Annotated in this window: 15 protein-coding genes; 3 read left to right on the forward strand and 12 right to left on the reverse strand. The window is 44.8% G+C overall.

The genetic code is table 11. The features are described 5' to 3' along the window. Positions 1–536 precede the first annotated feature (536 nt). The 3 genes from HMPREF0645_RS06475 to mazG are packed head-to-tail and all read right to left on the reverse strand — an operon-like array spanning position 537 to position 2969. Entirely contained in the window at positions 537–1451 is a 915-nt protein-coding gene (locus tag HMPREF0645_RS06475; protein ID WP_007174122.1) for a ribonuclease Z, read from the reverse strand. Positions 1452–1473: 22 nt separating this feature from the next. Next, the gene (locus tag HMPREF0645_RS06480; protein ID WP_044123346.1) at positions 1474–2058 is read right to left on the reverse strand and encodes a lipocalin-like domain-containing protein; all 585 of its coding nucleotides are present in this window, start codon (positions 2056–2058) and stop codon (positions 1474–1476) included. 2 nt (positions 2059–2060) lie between these two features. Then, the gene (gene mazG / locus HMPREF0645_RS06485; protein WP_044123347.1) at positions 2061–2969 is read right to left on the reverse strand and encodes a nucleoside triphosphate pyrophosphohydrolase; all 909 of its coding nucleotides are present in this window, start codon (positions 2967–2969) and stop codon (positions 2061–2063) included. A gap of 100 nt (positions 2970–3069) precedes the next feature. Between mazG and HMPREF0645_RS06490 the strand changes: the two genes are divergently transcribed. Together HMPREF0645_RS06490 and HMPREF0645_RS06495 are read left to right on the forward strand one after the other, a co-directional pair. Next, a complete protein-coding gene (locus HMPREF0645_RS06490; protein WP_007174125.1) occupies positions 3070–5763 on the forward strand; it encodes a valine--tRNA ligase in 2694 nt (897 codons plus the stop codon). 1 nt (position 5764) lies between these two features. Further along, positions 5765–7009, forward strand: a complete 1245-nt coding sequence (locus HMPREF0645_RS06495) for a clostripain-related cysteine peptidase (RefSeq protein WP_007174126.1) — start codon at positions 5765–5767, stop codon at positions 7007–7009. 3 nt (positions 7010–7012) lie between these two features. Here the strand turns inward: HMPREF0645_RS06495 and HMPREF0645_RS06500 are convergent, their stop codons facing one another. The 4 genes from HMPREF0645_RS06500 to uxaC all read right to left on the reverse strand — a co-directional run bounded on the left by HMPREF0645_RS06500 (position 7013) and on the right by uxaC (position 12236). Next, entirely contained in the window at positions 7013–7723 is a 711-nt protein-coding gene (locus tag HMPREF0645_RS06500) for a DUF2461 domain-containing protein (RefSeq protein WP_007174127.1), read from the reverse strand. Between the two features lie 5 nt (positions 7724–7728). Beyond that, positions 7729–8379 (reverse strand): endonuclease III, encoded by a 651-nt coding sequence (gene nth, locus HMPREF0645_RS06505; protein WP_044123445.1) that lies wholly within the window; start codon positions 8377–8379, stop codon positions 7729–7731. Between the two features lie 183 nt (positions 8380–8562). Further along, the gene (gene htpG / locus HMPREF0645_RS06510; protein ID WP_044123348.1) at positions 8563–10617 is read right to left on the reverse strand and encodes a molecular chaperone HtpG; all 2055 of its coding nucleotides are present in this window, start codon (positions 10615–10617) and stop codon (positions 8563–8565) included. Positions 10618–10829: 212 nt separating this feature from the next. Then, complete coding sequence (gene uxaC, locus HMPREF0645_RS06515; RefSeq protein ID WP_007174130.1) at positions 10830–12236, reverse strand: glucuronate isomerase; 1407 nt, start codon at positions 12234–12236, stop codon at positions 10830–10832. A 108-nt stretch (positions 12237–12344) separates the two neighbouring features. Here uxaC and HMPREF0645_RS06520 point away from each other — a divergent pair, with 108 nt between their 5' ends. Then, a complete protein-coding gene (locus HMPREF0645_RS06520) occupies positions 12345–13370 on the forward strand; it encodes an asparaginase (RefSeq protein ID WP_007174131.1) in 1026 nt (341 codons plus the stop codon). A gap of 94 nt (positions 13371–13464) precedes the next feature. Here HMPREF0645_RS06520 and HMPREF0645_RS13335 read toward each other — a convergent pair whose 3' ends face one another. The 5 genes from HMPREF0645_RS13335 to HMPREF0645_RS06540 all read right to left on the reverse strand — a co-directional run bounded on the left by HMPREF0645_RS13335 (position 13465) and on the right by HMPREF0645_RS06540 (position 17641). Beyond that, entirely contained in the window at positions 13465–13623 is a 159-nt protein-coding gene (locus HMPREF0645_RS13335; RefSeq protein WP_007174132.1) for a DUF4295 domain-containing protein, read from the reverse strand. A 30-nt stretch (positions 13624–13653) separates the two neighbouring features. Beyond that, on the reverse strand, positions 13654–13839 hold the full coding sequence (gene rpmG, locus HMPREF0645_RS06525) for a 50S ribosomal protein L33 (RefSeq protein WP_007174133.1): 186 nt from the start codon (positions 13837–13839) through the stop codon (positions 13654–13656). 5 nt (positions 13840–13844) lie between these two features. Further along, positions 13845–14108, reverse strand: coding sequence for a 50S ribosomal protein L28 (gene rpmB / locus HMPREF0645_RS06530; RefSeq protein WP_007174134.1), 264 nt, complete (start codon positions 14106–14108; stop codon positions 13845–13847). 314 nt (positions 14109–14422) lie between these two features. Then, on the reverse strand, positions 14423–16381 hold the full coding sequence (locus HMPREF0645_RS06535; protein ID WP_007174135.1) for an NAD(+) synthase: 1959 nt from the start codon (positions 16379–16381) through the stop codon (positions 14423–14425). A 36-nt stretch (positions 16382–16417) separates the two neighbouring features. Next, positions 16418–17641 carry a DUF2027 domain-containing protein gene (locus tag HMPREF0645_RS06540; RefSeq protein ID WP_007174136.1) on the reverse strand — a complete coding sequence of 408 codons (1224 nt, stop codon included), beginning with the start codon at positions 17639–17641 and terminating at the stop codon, positions 16418–16420. Positions 17642–17714 lie beyond the last annotated feature (73 nt).

Here is a 17714-nt window from a genome sequence, read left to right on the forward strand (position 1 = left end):
TTTTTCGGCATAATCGAGACAAGCATGATAAAAATGTGTAGAGTTGTTGCGATGGAGGTCTTTTCATCGTGCGGTTAGACCTTAGTGGTTGCTCGGAAGAAGTTCAATCGCACGACGATTGAGGCCTTTTCGTCATACCGTTCGATACTCTATCGCGGGCATAAAGATAGGAGGGAAAGGGCTGGTATTTTGAAACCGCTGACGATCAAGCGTTTGCAAAGCTCCGCATATTTTACGTATTTCGAGCGAAGGCAAACTGATTTTCAAATAAGCGAGAATGAAAAAGCATTTTGTCAAAATCATTAACCTATTCTAAATTTTCAAAAATGAAGACAGAAATAAGAACAACCTTGTCAATAGAAAGCCTAAAGTGAGTGAATATACGGTTTCAAACTTCAAGCGGACTCACGCCTTGTTTGTTCTTGGCTTCTACATGGTTTCAGTTTGTATTCCTCAAAAATTGCCTAAGGAAAACAATTTGTTATTGCTGGGTAGCTATATAAAAATCTTAGAAAATGTGATGGCAATAATTTTGTCTATACGTCTATAACTAATCCTTCGTTAGAGAGAATGGTGTTAGGGAAAATCTCCTGTGCCTCCTTCAACAATCCCTCTTCGTTTTGGTAGCGCGCACTGTAGTGTCCCAGTAAGAGTTTGCCGGCATGAGCCTCCCGTGCGACGGTTGCGGCCTCTACAGATGTCGAATGATGATACAGTCTGGCACGGTCGGCTAAGGAGCTATCATAGGTAGATTCATGATATAGCAAATCCACGCCCTTCACCATTTTGTGCAATTCTGGCATGTATTGCGTGTCACTACAATATGCATAGCTACGAGGTGGGGCTGAGGGATTGGTAAGTTTTTCGTGGGGAATTCTCTCACCTTCCGCTGTTGTCCAGTCTGCACCCTGCTTGATATTATTTATCTGGCTTATGGGGATATGATAGTAGTCGATCATATCCCTACGGATATGTGGTAGAGTTGGTTTTTCGCGGAATAAATATCCACAACAAGGTATTCGGTGTTCCAGGGGAATGGCCTCTATCGTCATGCTCCGGTCTTCATATATGACAGACTGCTGACTTGTATCAACAGCATGAAACGTTATGGAATATTCCAAATTGGGACAAAACATCTGAACCATAGAGTCAAGCATAGGTTCCAGAGACTTTGGAGCATATATATGTAGCGGTGCCGTGCGGCCCAGCATGCCAAAAGTGGAAATTAAACCGATGAGTCCAAAGCAATGGTCACCATGAAGATGCGATATAAGGATTGCTTGTATCTTGGTGAAACCCACATGCGTACGACGCAACTGCATTTGGGTTCCTTCACCGCAATCTATCATAAAAAACTTCCCCCGAATCTCCACAACCTGGGAAGAGGCAGAATGCCTCAGTGTAGGAAGCGCGCTGCCACATCCCAGAATATATACTTTAAATGACTCCATTGTCTCTAACTCACGCTGAAAATCACAGAGGTCTCTTATACGTGAATATCCCTTGCTTGTTTTCCAAATACAAAGAGTCCTTGTTCAACTCGTTAATTTCAAAGGTATCTGTGTTAAGAAGCAATTGCCCGTTCAGAATTTTCCATTTGGTCCAAGGCTTCGTCTCGGCCTTGAGGTGTGACTTGACAACTCCACCTTCAAGTATTTCAAAATTCTTGTCAAGACTCATCCATTTGCCCAAAAGAGTGGTAAGGTTGACCACCTTCTTGGCCATCCGGTCTCCGTCCATACTTTCACCCTCAATAACGGCAAGCCGATCACCAACCAACAAGCCTCCTTGGACATCTTGGCGACCTTCTTTGTTTTCAGCTATGATGTATTGCAAAGTGTCTCCGGCATCTGTGATAAGTTCCAAAGAGTGCATGGCCGTACCTTCTCCACACGTACCATATACCGTGGAGTCTGCCGTAGATGAATCTACCGAAGTTGAGTCTGTCCCATGACTTTCCGACTTTGTTGAGTTGGGATGACATCCAGCGATGACAAACAGTGTTAAAAACAACGATGAAACACACGCTGCTTTCGTCAAAAAACACATCTTTTTCATATCTATTCGTTTTGAGTTTCTAATTCTTTCGCTTCGTTCCAAAATTTATCCATTTCGTCCAAGGTCATATCAGCCAACTCTTTTCCACATGCTTTTGCTTTTCTTTCAAGATATTCAAAGCGTGAGATGAATTTACGATTGGTATATTCCAAGGCGTTGTCAGGGTTGAGATGATAGAGACGCGCAGCATTGATAAGACTGAAAAGAAAATCTCCAAATTCTTTCTCTGAATTCTTCCGGTCTTTCCTTGAGAGTTCCGTTTTCAGTTCTTGGAGTTCTTCATATACCTTGTCCCATACGTCTTCTTTCTTCTCCCAGTCAAAGCCCACATTACGGGCTTTATCCTGAATACGATATGCTTTAATGATCGAAGGCAATGATTGTGGCACCCCACTCAGCACACTGCTGTTGCCATCTTTTTCCTTTTGCTTGACGCGCTCCCAGGTTTGCTCTACTTCTACATCCGATTCCGGATTATCATTAAGTGAGGATTCTTCGGTCTTGTAGGTCACCTGTCCTTTAGCATTCAGTTTCATATCCGGGTTGACGACATGGAACGGCTCATTCTCAATACCCCACTCTCCCTCATCTATGCTCCAATTAATAAAAGGGTGTCGAAACATTAACTTGTCTGCCTCTTGGTTACACACATCGGCGATATCAAATTTTCCGTCTTCTTTGCCTATGATCGAATAGAACATGACGTGCTCCAACACGTCGCCCAATTCCTTCATTATCTCATGATAATCCTTCTTTATCAAGGCATCGGCAAGCTCAAACACTTCTTCAATAGTGTTTGCCCTGAGACTTTCAAAGGTCTGTTTCCTGTCCCACGGACATTCCTTTCGTAGACGATGTTGCACATCCAACAATCGACCGAAAGCTGCTAATATCTCTTCTCGTGTGTGCACTTTTCTATCTTTTTGATGCAAAGTTACTTATTTTAGATGGGAAATTAGTAAATTTGCAAAGTTTTTATAGCATTTATAAGGTATAATAATATATATTTAAATGGAATTAGCAAGCAAGTATGATCCCAAAGAGGTGGAGTCGAAATGGTATGAGTATTGGTTGAATAACAAGTTGTTTAGCTCTAAGCCAGACAATCGCGAGCCATATACAGTCGTCATCCCACCACCAAACGTTACTGGCGTACTTCACATGGGACACATGCTGAACAACACCATACAAGACATCTTGGTGCGACGCGCACGAATGGAAGGCAAGAATGCCTGTTGGGTGCCAGGCACCGACCACGCCTCCATCGCAACTGAGGCAAAGGTTGTCAACAAGCTTGCCGAACAAGGCATCAAAAAGTCCGACCTGAGTCGTGAAGAATTTTTAGAACATGCATGGGACTGGACCCACGAGCATGGTGGTATCATATTGAAGCAGCTCCGCAAATTAGGATGCTCCTGCGACTGGGATCGTACGGCATTCACGATGGACGAAATTCGCTCAAAAAGCGTTATAAAAGTATTCGTAGATCTATACAACAAGGGGTTGATCTACCGTGGTGTCCGTATGGTAAACTGGGATCCGCAAGCTCAGACCGCGCTTTCCGATGAAGAAGTGATCTATAAGGATGAACATTCTAAACTATACTATCTCAAATATTATGTCTGTCCTGAAGATCAGGCAAGTGTAGCACGTCAGGATGAAGGCAACGTGATGCACCAAGATGACAAGGGATACTATGCCGTAGTTGCTACGACACGACCCGAAACGATCATGGGAGATACGGCCATGTGTATTAATCCTGAGGATGTCAAAAACACTTGGCTGCATGGTAAACGTGTCATCGTGCCTTTGGTCAATCGTACCATTCCTGTCATCGAAGATACTTATGTTGATATAGAATTTGGTACAGGGTGTCTGAAAGTTACTCCGGCACACGATATCAATGACCATGCACTTGGCTTGAAACACGGACTGCAAACCATAGATATTTTCAATGACAACGGTACAATCTCTGAGGCAGCCGGCATCTATATAGGGCAAGACCGTATGGATGTTAGGAACCTGATTGCGAAAGATTTACAGTCGTCAGGTCTCATGGAACAGATTGAAGACTATGACAATAAAGTTGGATTTTCTGAGCGTACCAAGGTGCCTATCGAACCCAAACTTTCCACGCAGTGGTTCCTTAAGATGCAACACTTTGCCGACATAGCATTGGCTCCTGTGATGGATGATGATATCGAATTCTATCCCAAGAAATACAAGAACACTTACCGCCACTGGTTAGAGAATATCAAGGATTGGTGTATCTCACGCCAACTTTGGTGGGGACATCGTATCCCAGCCTATTATTTTGAGGATGAAAATGGGAAAAGAGATTGTGTTGTTGCAGAATCTGTTGAACAAGCCTTGGCTGAAGCCCAAAAGAAAAATCCGTCACTCCAAGCAGCAGACTTGGAACAAGAGAGTGATTGCCTCGATACCTGGTTTTCTTCTTGGTTGTGGCCAATATCTGTCTTTGATGGCGTGAACAATCCCGACAACGAAGAAATCAAATACTATTACCCTACATCCGATTTAATTACTGGACCGGATATCATTTTCTTCTGGGTGGCTCGTATGATTATGGCAGGATACGAATACCGTGACACACTACCTTTCAAGCATGTTTATTTTACAGGTATAGTTCGCGATAAACTGGGTCGTAAGATGAGCAAGAGCTTGGGTAATTCACCAGACCCATTGATGTTAATCGAGAAATTTGGTGCAGATGGTGTTCGTATGGGTATGATGCTCTCGGCACCTGCTGGTAACGATATTCTCTTCGATGAGAGTCTTTGTGAGCAAGGACGAAACTTCAACAACAAGATTTGGAATGCATTCCGTCTGGTTCAGGGATGGGAAACGGCCGACCTTGCCCAGCCCACCGAAAACAAATTAGCTGTCTCATGGTTTGCTGCTAAACTCAGGGAAGTAAATGCAGACATCAATGAGCAATTTAAGGGTTATCGCATCTCTGAAGCGCTGATGACTGTGTACCGGCTGTTCTGGGACGAGTTCTCCAGTTGGTATTTGGAGATGATCAAACCCGAGTATGGCAACCCCATTGATCAAGTAACCTATGATGCGACACTCGGATTCTTCGACGAATTGCTAAGGATGCTACACCCATTCATGCCTTTTATCACAGAGGAACTATGGCAGCATATTTACAATCGAAAGGATGGGGAAAGTATTATGAAAGCCACACTCAATATCAATGCACCTACAACTGAAGACCACAAACTTTGTGATGTCATTGAGAAGGTGAAGCAAGTGATTTCTGGAGTGCGCATGGTACGTAATCAAAAGAACATTACACAAAAAGAGCCTCTCGAATTACAAGTCATTGGAGGTAACAACCTTGAGGCTTACAACAGTATTATTACAAAGATGGCCAATCTGCGATCCATCAATGTTGTAACTGAGAAGACAGGTGATGCCAGCGCCTTTATGGTGGGCACCGACGAGTTTGCTGTTCCAGTTGGCAACCTGATTGATGTTGAGGCAGAGATTGCAAAACAAGAGAAGGAATTGCAACATTTAGAAGGATTCCTTGCCGGAATCAAGAAAAAACTTTCGAACGACAACTTTGTAGCTCATGCTCCGGAAGCTGTTGTTGCCCGCGAGCGAAAGAAACAAAGCGATTCTGAGGAAAAAATAGCTGCACTTAGAGAATCTCTGGCCAGCTTAAAGAAAAAATAAGATGAAGCGATATCTTCATTTCTTTGTACTGCTCATCGTTGTTGCATGCGGTTTCTCGTCGTGCAACAACGAGGAGGCAGTAGATATTAATGAAATCAACAAACAAACAATTCTTGTCTTTATGCCTTGGACTGGAGACAACCTCTCTAAGGTGATATTCAAGGAAAATCTTGACAGTATCGAGGGAGCCATCATCAAGGCCAGGAAGCTTGACGGGAGATTGCTCGTGTTTCTCAGCACATCGGAAACTGCGTCGGATTTATACGAAGTCACATACGAGAACGGGAAAATCAAACACAGTCCGATTAAGACGTACAACGGGAAAGACTACACCACTGCTGCTGGCATCGCTCAAATATTGAATGAAGTTAAAACCAACGCCTTTGCACTCAACTATGCCATGATGGTGGGATGTCACGGTTGTGGTTGGACATATAAAAACGACTGGACAAATTACCCCTATCAGGCTAAAATGAATTTCATACAACCAGGCAACGCAAACTGGAGTCAGGGAAAGCGTTCGCCGTTTGCCAATTTCAGCAGCAACACACCAACACCTCCTACCCGATTCTTCGGCAATCTGAACGATATGACCAATGCCATTGATGTTGAAGACCTTGCTGCTGGCATACAAGAAGCCGGCATTAAAATGCAATTTATTCTGTTCGATGACTGCTATATGGCCAACGTTGAGACAGCCTACGAACTACGCCGTGCTACCAACTTTCTGATTGCCTCCACGTCTGAAGTTATGCTCATCGGAGTGCCGTATCAGACCGTATGGCATACTCTTGCTACCCCCACACCTGCCTATAAAAAGACGATTGATGCTTTCAACGCCTATTATAAATCATACACTTCGCCGTATGGCGCACTCTCGGCCATTGACTGCAGAAAAGTAGAAAGACTGGCCGAGGTGATGCTCCAGATTAATAAGCAAAACGTTCTGGACGACAATATGAGAGACAGTCTTCAGGTGTTAGATGGTTTTGAAACTCCCATTTTCTATGACATGGGGCAGTATGTTGATAAGCTGTGCACACAACCCATCTTGCTTAGCGACTTCCATGCCAGACTTAGTGAAGTTGTAACAGCTACGGCAACGACAGACACGCTATACTCCGCACTGTTCAGGCCATATACAAAGGTAAAAAGCTACTCAGGCCTGACCATTTCAGACCCAAGCCGAAACTCTGTCGTGTTGAAAGGAAGAGAGAAGACAGCGTGGTGGAAAGCTACACACTAACCATTATTCATAATCGTCAATAACAGAATTGGTGAAGTCCATCATGGGTTTGGCAACTTTGAAAACTTTAAGCATTTCTTGTGTCCAGTTCTTTCCTTCAAAAAAATCATCAGGCACTACCTGCCAGGCACAATAGTCTTTCATTTTCAAATATCTGATAAACTCATAATCACTTGGGAAATCCTTGGGTGCACGCTTCAAACACTCGATGCCAAACCCCTTTGGGTCAACATGGTCATTGCCCCACTTCGAGTCGTTGGCATACCCAAAATTCTTGATAAACTCCCCATTCTCCACACATTTGCGCCACTGGTCTATGTTACCCATAATTTCATTACGGACCGAAGTAAGGATGTTAGTAGGCAACCAATAGGGACCTACTGCGAGTAAACATCGACCGGGCTGCACATGTATATAATAGCCGGCATGAAGCTTCTTCTTGCCATGCGCAGCTATGTATGCCCCAAAATGAGTCTTGTAAGGTGATTTGTCGGGAGAAAAACGAATATCCCGGTAAAAACGATAGGTACAGTCTTTGGCTGTGAGGTGAGATACTGACGGATCAATTTTGCCAATAGCAGCTATTGCTTTTTCTACGCCGTCATCAAAGGAAGCCTTTGCTGCAAGGAATTCTTCTTTGTGTTCCTGAAACCAAATGCGGTTATTGTTTGCAGTCACACCTTTTAGGAAAGACATTATTTTTTTCAGTTCCATAATTTCTAATTTAATTTACTCCCATCTATCAATTTTGGGCAGAATGAATCAAACGGGCAGTTCTCGCATTGAGGGCGAACGCTTCGGCAGACATATCTACCATGCAGTAACAACCAATGATGCGCATCGGGAATATCCTCTTCCGGAATCGAACGCATCAGCCATTCCTCCACCTTCAGCGGAGTGTTGGCTGTCTTAGGTACCAATCCCAAACGATGAGACACACGATAAACATGCGTGTCCACAGCCATGGCCGCCTTGCCAAACCACACAGCCTGTATCACATTAGCCGTCTTGCGCCCTACCCCGGGCAATTTCATCATCTCCCTGGGATCTTCAGGCACGTCGCCGTCATAATGTTCAACCAGCATCCGAGCCATCTCAACCAAATGTCTCGATTTTGAGTTAGGATAGCTCACCGATCGAACATATTCGAAAACCTCCGCCGGTTCAGCTTTTGACATCTCGGTTGCCGTAGGATAGCGGCGAAACAATTCCGGCGTTATCGCATTAATTCGCTTGTCGGTGCATTGAGCCGAAAGCAGCGTGGCACAAAGCAATTGGAACGCAGAACCAAAGTCCAGTTCTGTTCCCACATTGGGATTGTGAGTCCTGAAATAATCCAATATGTATCTGTAACGTTCTTTTCTTGTCATTATGTCATTCTGATTTTCAAACATTAACATCCGCACTTAGCTATGTTTCTGTCAAACGAAATCTGATATAAGAAAGAAGGACTGGCATTCCGTCCTGCCCCACTCCGTTCAGGAGCAGTCAAAAGAACAGTAGAATAACAGTCCCTCCTTATTATCATACCGGTTTACAAGGCAAGCCGATACTTATTTAATCAAATCTACACTCCGTTTCAGAAAATTATCGAGTGCCTCGCCTTTCAGCATGCCGTTTTGTAACAAAGCCAAATCTATCAGTTGATGTACTATACTGTTACCCTTGGCGTAGTCAGACAATATGGTATTTCGCTTGTCCTTTTGTTCACTGAGAGCCTTTTCAGTATTCTTCAAGTCGTCCTTCTCTTCTTGTGTTACCTCCTCCGGCTTCTTCTTATCCTGACCTTGGCGCAGTGCGGACAGCCGCGCTTGTATGCCTTTCATCTCGCTATTCACCGGTTTTAGACTCTCGGCAGTAGACTTGTTGCTGTCATCAAGGACATTCTTAACCAATGGATGATCAGCGTTTAACACCACGGTATAGCTGTCCGGCATCTGTCCGTAGAAATTCATACCAGGCTGAAACTGGCTCATTTCTTTCATCCGTCGCATGTATTCGCTTTGGGTAATCACCACCGGAGTGCCTGACTCACCCAACGCCTCTACGTCGACATTGAAAGTTGCCTTATCAACAACAGGCATCTGAGAACGAAATATCTCTGTCAAAATGTCACGGTCGGCTTCCTCTATGGTTAACTTTCTGTCGTCATCTTTTACAATGAGTCGATCTATAATATCGCCGTCTACACGCATGAAACGGCTCTTTTCCAATTTCTGCTCCAGCATGTTCACCATCGGAACATCCAGTTGTCCATCGAATAATAGCACACTGTAACCCTTGTTCTGCGCACTTGAAATATAGGCATACTGGTCATCCTTGTTGGTGGCATAGAGATATATCAAGTCACCATTCTTATCAGTCTGCTCGCTCTTAATCAAAGTTCGGTACTCCTCAAAAGTCGAGTAATTCCCGTCTACATCTTTAAACAGGGCAAAGTCCTTAGCACGATCGTAGAAGTCCTCCTGAGAGAGCATTCCGTAGTTGATGAACACCTTTAGATCGTCCCACTTTTGTTCATAATCCTTACGGTCGGCCTTGAAGATCTGCTGCAGACGATCGGCTACCTTCTTGGTGATATAAGTGGATATCTTTTTTACATTGGCATCGCTTTGCAGATAGCTACGACTCACATTCAACGGGATATCCGGAGAATCGATCACACCATGCAACAGCGTGAGGAAGTCGGGCACGATTCCCTCCACCTGGTCGGTGACAAACACCTGGTTGCAATAAAGTTGTATCTTGTTGCGTTGCAGGTCGATATTGTTATGGATACGCGGGAAATAAAGTATACCCGTAAGATGGAACGGGAAATCCACGTTGAGGTGGATCCAGAATAATGGCTCATCCTGCATGGGATAGAGTGTGCGATAGAAGTTCTTGTAGTCTTCATCCTTCAGGCTCGATGGAGTTTTGGTCCACAGCGGTTCCGCATTATTGATGATGTTATCCTCTTCTGTTTCTACCTGCTTACCGTCCTTCCACTCGGTCTTTTTGCCAAAGGCTATTGGCACTGACATGAATTTGCAATACTTGTTGAGCAGAGTCTCTATGCGGGTCTTATCCAGAAATTCCTTACAGTCGTCAGAGATGTGAAGTACAATATCGGTACCGCGATCAGCTTTCTCCACCTCTTCTAATGTGTATGAAGGCGATCCGTCGCAACTCCACTTCACGGCTTGAGAGCCCTCTTGGCAACTTTTGGTGATAATATCCACACGATCGGAAACCATAAAGCTGGAATAGAAGCCCAAGCCGAAATGGCCGATGATAGCATTGGCTTCGTCTTTGTATTTGTCAAGGAAATCAGTTACTCCCGAGAAGGCAATTTGATTAATATACTTGTCTATCTCCTCAGCCGTCATACCGATGCCTCGGTCTGAAATCGTGAGCGTCTTGGCATTGGCATCAAGCGTGACGCGCACGGTGGTATCACCCACATCGCCCTTGAAATCACCTTTCTGGGCAAGCGTTTTGAGTTTCTGAGTAGCATCTACGGCGTTCGATATCATCTCACGCAAAAATATCTCGTGGTCGGAATAGAGAAACTTTTTGATGACGGGGAAAATGTTCTCTGTTGTAACCCCGATATTACCTGTCTTCATTTTAAATAATTTGTATTCTGTTATTATACCCACTGTTAAGCAAATAACATGCCAATTACTCTTACGAAGATAAAATGCCATTATGAAATTAGAGAGCATTATATGATATGGTAGAAATCAAGAAAAACAAATACCATATTATACGATTCAAGCCCTGCTTTGACAGGGCTTGAATATTGAAATGTATGACTATCGATGAAAACTGTCACCGACTATTCATAGAATTTAAAATATCTCTTTGCATTGTTGTAGGAAATATCCTCTACCATACGAGCCAAACTCTCCTTATCATTGGGTAACAGCCCATTTTCCACATCGTTACCAAGAAGGTTGCATAACAGACGACGGAAATATTCATGACGAGGATAGCTCAGGAAAGACCGGCTGTCTGTCAGCATTCCTACAAACCGAGACAGCAAACCCAGCACAGACAAGGCATTCATCTGCCGAGTCATGCCATCAAGTTGGTCGTTGAACCACCAGCCTGAACCAAACTGAATTTTTCCTGGTTCAGAGCCATCCTGAAAATTGCCAAGCATTGTTGCAATCACCTCATTGGCACAAGGGTTCAGCGTGTATATAATCGTACGGGTTAATTTATTCTCCATATTCAGCTCGTTGAGGAAATTGCTCATGGCACGCGCTGTGTTAAACTCGCCAATGGAGTCGAACCCGGTGTCTGCACCCAGTTGATTATACATCAACGTGTTGTTATCCCTTAAAGCACCATAATGGAATTGCTGTGTCCACCCGGCTTCCGCATCCATAATCGCACAGTCTCTCAGGAACGCATGCTTGTACTGGCGAATCTCCTCTAAAGAAAGTCGCATGCCTCGCAGAGCCTTCGAGAATAGAGTTTCAATCTGCGAGTCGGTATAGGGGTCGTCATAAAACTCCTCTACGCCGTGGTCAGAAAGTTTGCAACCATTGGCTGCGAAGAACTCATGACGCTTTTTCAAAGCATCCATCATACTCTCGTAGCTATCCACCTCTACCCCACTGACTTCTCCTAATTTCTTCATGTAGTCAGCAAAGTCTGGCTTTTCTATGTTCATGGCCTTATCGGGACGCCAGGCAGGAATCATCTTGATTTCAAAGCCACTCTCCCGGGTAGATTTATGCCAGCGTAGATCGTCAATAGGATCGTCTGTTGTACAGACACATTCTACATTATACCTACGCATCAGGCCACGTGCACGATATTCCGGCAACTTCAGCTTTTCGTTGCATTCATCATAAATCTCACGAGCTGTTTTGGGAGATAATAATTTATCAATGCCAAACGCCGTCTTCAACTCCAAGTGTGTCCAGTGATACAGTGGGTTTCGATATGTATAAGGTACCGTCTCGGCCCATTTCTCAAACTTCTCCCAATCACTGGTATCTGAACCTGTGCAATACTTTTCTGCTACACCATTTGTGCGCATAGCACGCCATTTGTAATGATCTCCACCCAACCACAATTCAGTGATGCTGCGGAATTGGTGGTCGTTTGCAACCATTTCCGGAATTAAATGACAATGATAATCGATAATTGGCATTTTAGCAGCATGATTGTGATACAAGTCCTGCGCAGTTGGTGTATCAAGCAGGAAGTTTTCGTCCATGAACTGTTTCATAATCTTGATTTGTTTTGTTTATCTTTTAGATTGTTACTGCAAATTTAGCATAATATGTTTGAAACGTCAAGAGTTTTAACTATATTTGCATAAAATATATAGGCACGGATGAACAAAGTACTACTTATCTATACTGGAGGCACAATAGGAATGGGTAAGAATCCCTTTACAAATGCTCTTGAGCCTTTGGATTTCAATCACTTGGTGGCATCTATGCCCGAATTTAAACTCATCAAGACAGACATTGATGTCTATCAATTCACCCCACCTATAGACTCAAGTGATGTGGCCCCTGAAAAATGGGCCCAGCTTGTTCGCATCATTTCACGCAACTATGAACAGTACGACGGCTTTGTGATTTTACACGGAACCGACACCATGGCCTATACTGCATCTGCGCTGTCGTTTATGTTGGAAAACCTGACCAAACCGGTCATTTTAACCGGTTCACAACTCCCAATAGGCCTGCTTCGAACTGACGGAAAAGAGAATCTTATTACAAGCATTGAGTTGGCTTCGCTCAAAGACAAGCGAGGGTTTGCCCGAGTACCTGAAGTGTGTATATATTTCAGCGGACAGTTAATTCGAGGGAACCGCTCCACTAAAATGAATGCTGACGGTTTTCATGCATTCGAATCCTTTAACTACCCGCATCTTTGCGAAGCTGGTGTTGATTTTATATTCAACGAACACCATATCCTCAAACCGGATTTTGACAAACCCATGGTTCCTCATTTAACCATGAACCCCAACGTCGTCATCTTCAGCTTATTTCCAGGCGTGCAAGAACATATTATAAACAATGTGTTACAAGCCAAAGAGATGCGCGGCATTATCATGAGAACGTTTGGCAGCGGAAATGCTCCACAGTCACCATGGCTCATGCACATGCTCAAGGAAGCTGCCATGCGCGGCATCGTCATTGTGAACATCAGCCAATGCGTGGCAGGGTCTGTGGAGATGGGACGTTACGACACAGGTTGCCAACTTAAACAAATAGGTGTTGTGTCTGGCTATGACTCTACAGTAGAGGCAGCCGTTACTAAACTCATGTTTCTCTTTGCAAATTATAATGATCCACAGGTTATCCGGAACATGATGAACAAGTCACTTGCCGGAGAAATCACGATCTGAGCAAGAACAGCATTCTTGCATGATGTCTTTAAAATATGAAATAAAAAAAGTCGCAAGCATAAGCCTGCGACTTTATTCTTTATAATAGATAATCTTATTTCTTGAAGAAATCCTTAACTGCCTCATTGGGAACCATGTGCTCGTCAAAAACATAAGCACCGGTCTTGGGGCTCTTTACCATTTTAATAACCTTTGTATACGCACGTCCGTCCATTGATCCTTCATGGAGGGTAGCGACCGCTTTCTTTGCCATTGTTTACCTTCGTTTAATGATTATGCAAGATTACTTGATCTCCTTGTGGAGCGTCATCTTCTTCAGGAGTGGATTATACTTCATCAGCTCAAGACGTCCCGGAGTGTTCTTGCGATTCTTTGTGGTTACATAACGGCTTTCGCCGGGAAGACCGGAATTTTTCATCTCGGTGCATTCCAATATAACCTGCACTCTATTACCTTTAGATTTTGCCATGGTGATTATTCTCCTATTACTTTAATGTCTTTCCAGTCGCAATATCCTTTGGCAACTGCCTGCTTTAAAGCAGCATCAAGACCTACCTTGTTGATAAGACGGAGACCAGCAGCACTGATCTTGAGCGAAATCCAGCAACCCTCTTCTACATAGTAGAACTTCTTGCTGAATAGGTTAACATCAAAGCTCCGCTTTGTATGGCGCTTTGAGTGAGACACATTACAACCTATCTGTGCCCTCTTTCCTGTGATCTGACAAATCTTAGACATTGCTATTCTTTGTTTTTGATTTCAATTTTGATACTTATTCCAAACAGTGTGCAAAATTACAAATATTTTCTAAAACAGCAAAACATTTGTCAACCTAATTCTTGTTTTTAATTTATTTTAAGGGCGAATTAGCGTCGCTGTCCATTACAAATGACATGTGAACTCGTAACAGATTGTTTATTTCTTGACGTATCACGCCCGGTATACAGGTGCTTGGCGTCCGCAATACACTTGGATGACATTCGACATACGCTTGTATGACGGGCGTAATACACCAGAGAAAAAATGTTTGCACGATCAAATCGGACAGTATTCTAACTGCCGAGAGACTCGACCTCGCGCAACCAAAGCGACGAAACAGCATCTGACGGCATGCGCCAATCGCCGCGCGGACTAAGGCTCACCGACCCCACTTTGGGGCCATCAGGCAAGCAAGAACGCTTAAACTGCTGACTAAAGAATCGTCGGCAGAACACTTGAAGCCAATGGATAATGGTCTCGTCGTCATAGTTTCCTACAGTACGTTCGGCAGAGGTGTTAGCAAAAGCTTTTTGTGCCAGAATGAAAATCTTACGGGGACCAAAGCCATAACGCAAAAAATAGTACAGGAAAAAGTCGTGCAACTCGTATGGCCCCACTAAATCTTCGGTCTTTTGCTTGATCGCTCCCTCCTCGTCAGCTGGTATAAGTTCAGGCGAAATCGGTGTGTCGACAATGTCGAGCAAGGTTGCAGCCACAGCCTCGTCCATCTCCGTTGCCACATGCCTCACCAAGAACTGCATCAGCGTTTTGGGTATCGAGGTATTCACAGCATACATCGACATGTGATCGCCATTATAGGTGGCCCAGCCCAAGGCCAATTCAGACAGGTCGCCAGTACCGATTACCATACCATGAAGCTGGTTAGCCAGATCCATGAGTATCTGTGTTCGCTCGCGAGCCTGTGCATTTTCGTAGGTCACATCGTGCACATTGGGGTCGTGACCAATATCTTCGAAATGCTGCATGATGCTTTGGGATATGTTGATCTCACGGATTGTGATGCCTAAACTTTTCATCAGTGCAATGGCATTGGTATAGGTACGGTCTGTCGTACCGAACCCGGGCATGGTGACTCCAATGATATCTTTGCGGTCTTTTTTCAGTTTGTCATAAGTCCTTGCACACACCAAGAGAGCCATCGTGGAATCCAACCCACCACTGACCCCTATGATCAATGTCTTCGTTTGGGTATGGGTTATTCGTTTGGCCAGCGCCATGACCTGAATGTTCAGTATCTCGTCGCACGTCTCCTGCATATTGGACGCTGCCGGGATGAACGGATGCGGGTCTACATCGCGCTCCAGCTTGAAGTCTCGTGTCTGAATGATTTCTGTGTCAATAAACTCTGCCTGTTCACCGAGCATGACACGTTGGGCATTGATAAACGTCGTATTGTTACGTCTGTCACTGCGCAACCGGTCAATGTCAATTTGAGCCACTTGCATCTGACTGGTCATGGCAAAACGATCGCTCTCCGCCAGCAATACACCGTCCTCGTAAATCAGTGCATTGCCCCCATAGACCAAATCCTGTGTGCTCTCACCATATCCGGCACTGCTGTACACATATCCGGTGATGGTGCGTGCACTTTGTTGAGCAATCAGTTTCTTGAGGTAGGCATGCTTGCCAGTCAGCTCATCACTGGCCGAGAGGTTGAAGATAAGGTCGGCTCCAGCCAAAGCCAGACCGTTGCTGGGTGGCGTCGGAGCCCATACGTCCTCGCACAGTTCCACGCCGAATACGGCTCCATCACATGTGCGGAAAAGCTGCGGACGGGAGGATACTTCAATCGTACAACCGGCGAAACGCAGCGTTGTGGGCCGCAGATCCTGCGAAGATGCAAACCATCGCTTTTCATAAAATTCGCCGTAGTTGGGAAGATAAGTCTTAGGAACGACGCCCAGGATGCGACCCTTTTGGAGAACCACAGCACAGTTGAGCAGAAGGTCGCCCGCGACGATAGGCAGTCCAACAATAGAGATAATGTCAAGCTGGCGGGAGAAGTCGAGCAGGTGCATCATACTGTTTTCTGCCGCATCAAGCAACGGCTGCTGCCTGAAGAGGTCCTGACAAGTATAGCCTGTGATGCACAGCTCCGGGAACACAATTATTTCCACTCCCCTGCCCTCAGCTTGGGCTATGAGAGACTCTATCCCTATAATATTCTGCCTGCAATCGGCCACTTGGACAGTAGGAATGGCACTGGCTACCTTAATAAATCCGTAGTTCATATTGATACAAATTAGAGTTGTGCACTGTTTTGAATGTTATTTAATCGTCACCATCGTGGCTCCATACCCGTATTCTTGGAACGAGGCATCCTGATAGGTGTACGGCTTGTACCTATAGGTAAGTTCGCTGATGATGGCGCGTCGCAAAACGCCCTCGCCCTTGCCATGGATGAACACGACCCTCTGTCCTTTCTTGCCTGACAACTTTTCGAGGGTGTCGCGAAAAACTTGAAGCTGATATTCCAATATATCACCAGCCTCCATTCCCATAGTGGTGTCGAGTATCTGTCCGGCATGAAGGTCTACAACCACAGTGTCGTCGGAATCCTTGTGGTGCATATAGGGGGCTTTCCGCCGACCTCCTTTGCGCTGGTCGTCAGCATAACGTCTTACAAGCTGCTCGCGTTGATTCTTAGAGAGGGACTGCCGGTCAGTCTTCTCTTCCTCGGCTGCCTTAAACATGCTATTTTTAAGCTTTTCGGCATCAATGTCACGGGGGCGGTCAACCTTGTCGTTTTCGACAATGGTGAATAGGATTGATGCTGTTTCAAAAAACGGATTGGTCTTGAATGTGTGAACCTTGTAAAATCTCTGGGGGTCGATTCGCAACAGTACATCTGCCGATGGCTTCAAATCAAAAGCTCCATCGCGCTTATAAGCCATCATCTGTACGGCCAGCTTTCCAAGTCCTGCCGCCTCTTCCCGGGTGAATTTTCCTAAAAACTGCTTGGCATTGGGTTCAGCTTCGCCATCAGATTGGAGCTCCCATCGATTGTCAGTACGTTTGGAACAAGCGAAACGCATGTAGTAGTTACTGTCGTTTACAAAGTACATCTCGTAGCGTGAGACGTCATCCCCTCCCGCCGAAACAGGCACGAATGCCAGGTAAGCAGACAACTGGTTACCACCCTTACGCTCCCGGGGCTTCGCCCTGAAAGTAACTTCTTTGGTGTCGTCGATGACATCTGCCACCGACATATCAACGTCCTCGTCCTGTCCTTCACGTAACAATGCTTTGACCGAACGGCTCTCCGGATTCTCGAAAGCATTGTTTGGTTTTGATCCAAACTTGTTTATATTGGTCTTTGCCACACGCGATGTGTTGTAGTTGTTGGCTTGATCCAAGACGACTTCATTGATGCTTATCGGTATCTGGAAGCCGTCCTCGTCTTCCACCAACACAATATTTTTCCCTTGAAACCCGGCTATGATACCACCGCCAATTTCATTGAGGAATTTTACTTTGTCTCCTATTTTCATTGTCTATATGTTAAATGAGAAATTCAAGGGGTCGGAGTGGTCAGTGTCTTGTCAAGTGAAGGTAGCTTTTTCA

Origin of the sequence: Hallella bergensis DSM 17361 (assembly GCF_000160535.1) — a bacterium.
GTDB lineage: Bacteria > Bacteroidota > Bacteroidia > Bacteroidales > Bacteroidaceae > Prevotella > Prevotella bergensis.

What these genes read in the sequence shown, in the direction of transcription:
- HMPREF0645_RS06540 (WP_007174136.1), bottom strand. Translation starts at nt 17,641, where the DNA reads ATGAAAATAGGAGACAAAGTAAAATTCCTCAATGAAATTGGCGGTGGT.
- rpmG (WP_007174133.1), bottom strand. Translation starts at nt 13,839, where the DNA reads ATGGCAAAATCTAAAGGTAATAGAGTGCAGGTTATATTGGAATGCACC.
- HMPREF0645_RS06495 (WP_007174126.1), top strand. Translation starts at nt 5,765, where the DNA reads ATGAAGCGATATCTTCATTTCTTTGTACTGCTCATCGTTGTTGCATGC.
- HMPREF0645_RS06500 (WP_007174127.1), bottom strand. Translation starts at nt 7,723, where the DNA reads ATGGAACTGAAAAAAATAATGTCTTTCCTAAAAGGTGTGACTGCAAAC.
- HMPREF0645_RS06520 (WP_007174131.1), top strand. Translation starts at nt 12,345, where the DNA reads ATGAACAAAGTACTACTTATCTATACTGGAGGCACAATAGGAATGGGT.
- HMPREF0645_RS06480 (WP_044123346.1), bottom strand. Translation starts at nt 2,058, where the DNA reads ATGAAAAAGATGTGTTTTTTGACGAAAGCAGCGTGTGTTTCATCGTTG.
- HMPREF0645_RS06535 (WP_007174135.1), bottom strand. Translation starts at nt 16,381, where the DNA reads ATGAACTACGGATTTATTAAGGTAGCCAGTGCCATTCCTACTGTCCAA.
- uxaC (WP_007174130.1), bottom strand. Translation starts at nt 12,236, where the DNA reads ATGAAACAGTTCATGGACGAAAACTTCCTGCTTGATACACCAACTGCG.
- HMPREF0645_RS06475 (WP_007174122.1), bottom strand. Translation starts at nt 1,451, where the DNA reads ATGGAGTCATTTAAAGTATATATTCTGGGATGTGGCAGCGCGCTTCCT.
- HMPREF0645_RS13335 (WP_007174132.1), bottom strand. Translation starts at nt 13,623, where the DNA reads ATGGCAAAGAAAGCGGTCGCTACCCTCCATGAAGGATCAATGGACGGA.
- htpG (WP_044123348.1), bottom strand. Translation starts at nt 10,617, where the DNA reads ATGAAGACAGGTAATATCGGGGTTACAACAGAGAACATTTTCCCCGTC.
- HMPREF0645_RS06490 (WP_007174125.1), top strand. Translation starts at nt 3,070, where the DNA reads ATGGAATTAGCAAGCAAGTATGATCCCAAAGAGGTGGAGTCGAAATGG.
- nth (WP_044123445.1), bottom strand. Translation starts at nt 8,379, where the DNA reads ATGACAAGAAAAGAACGTTACAGATACATATTGGATTATTTCAGGACT.
- rpmB (WP_007174134.1), bottom strand. Translation starts at nt 14,108, where the DNA reads ATGTCTAAGATTTGTCAGATCACAGGAAAGAGGGCACAGATAGGTTGT.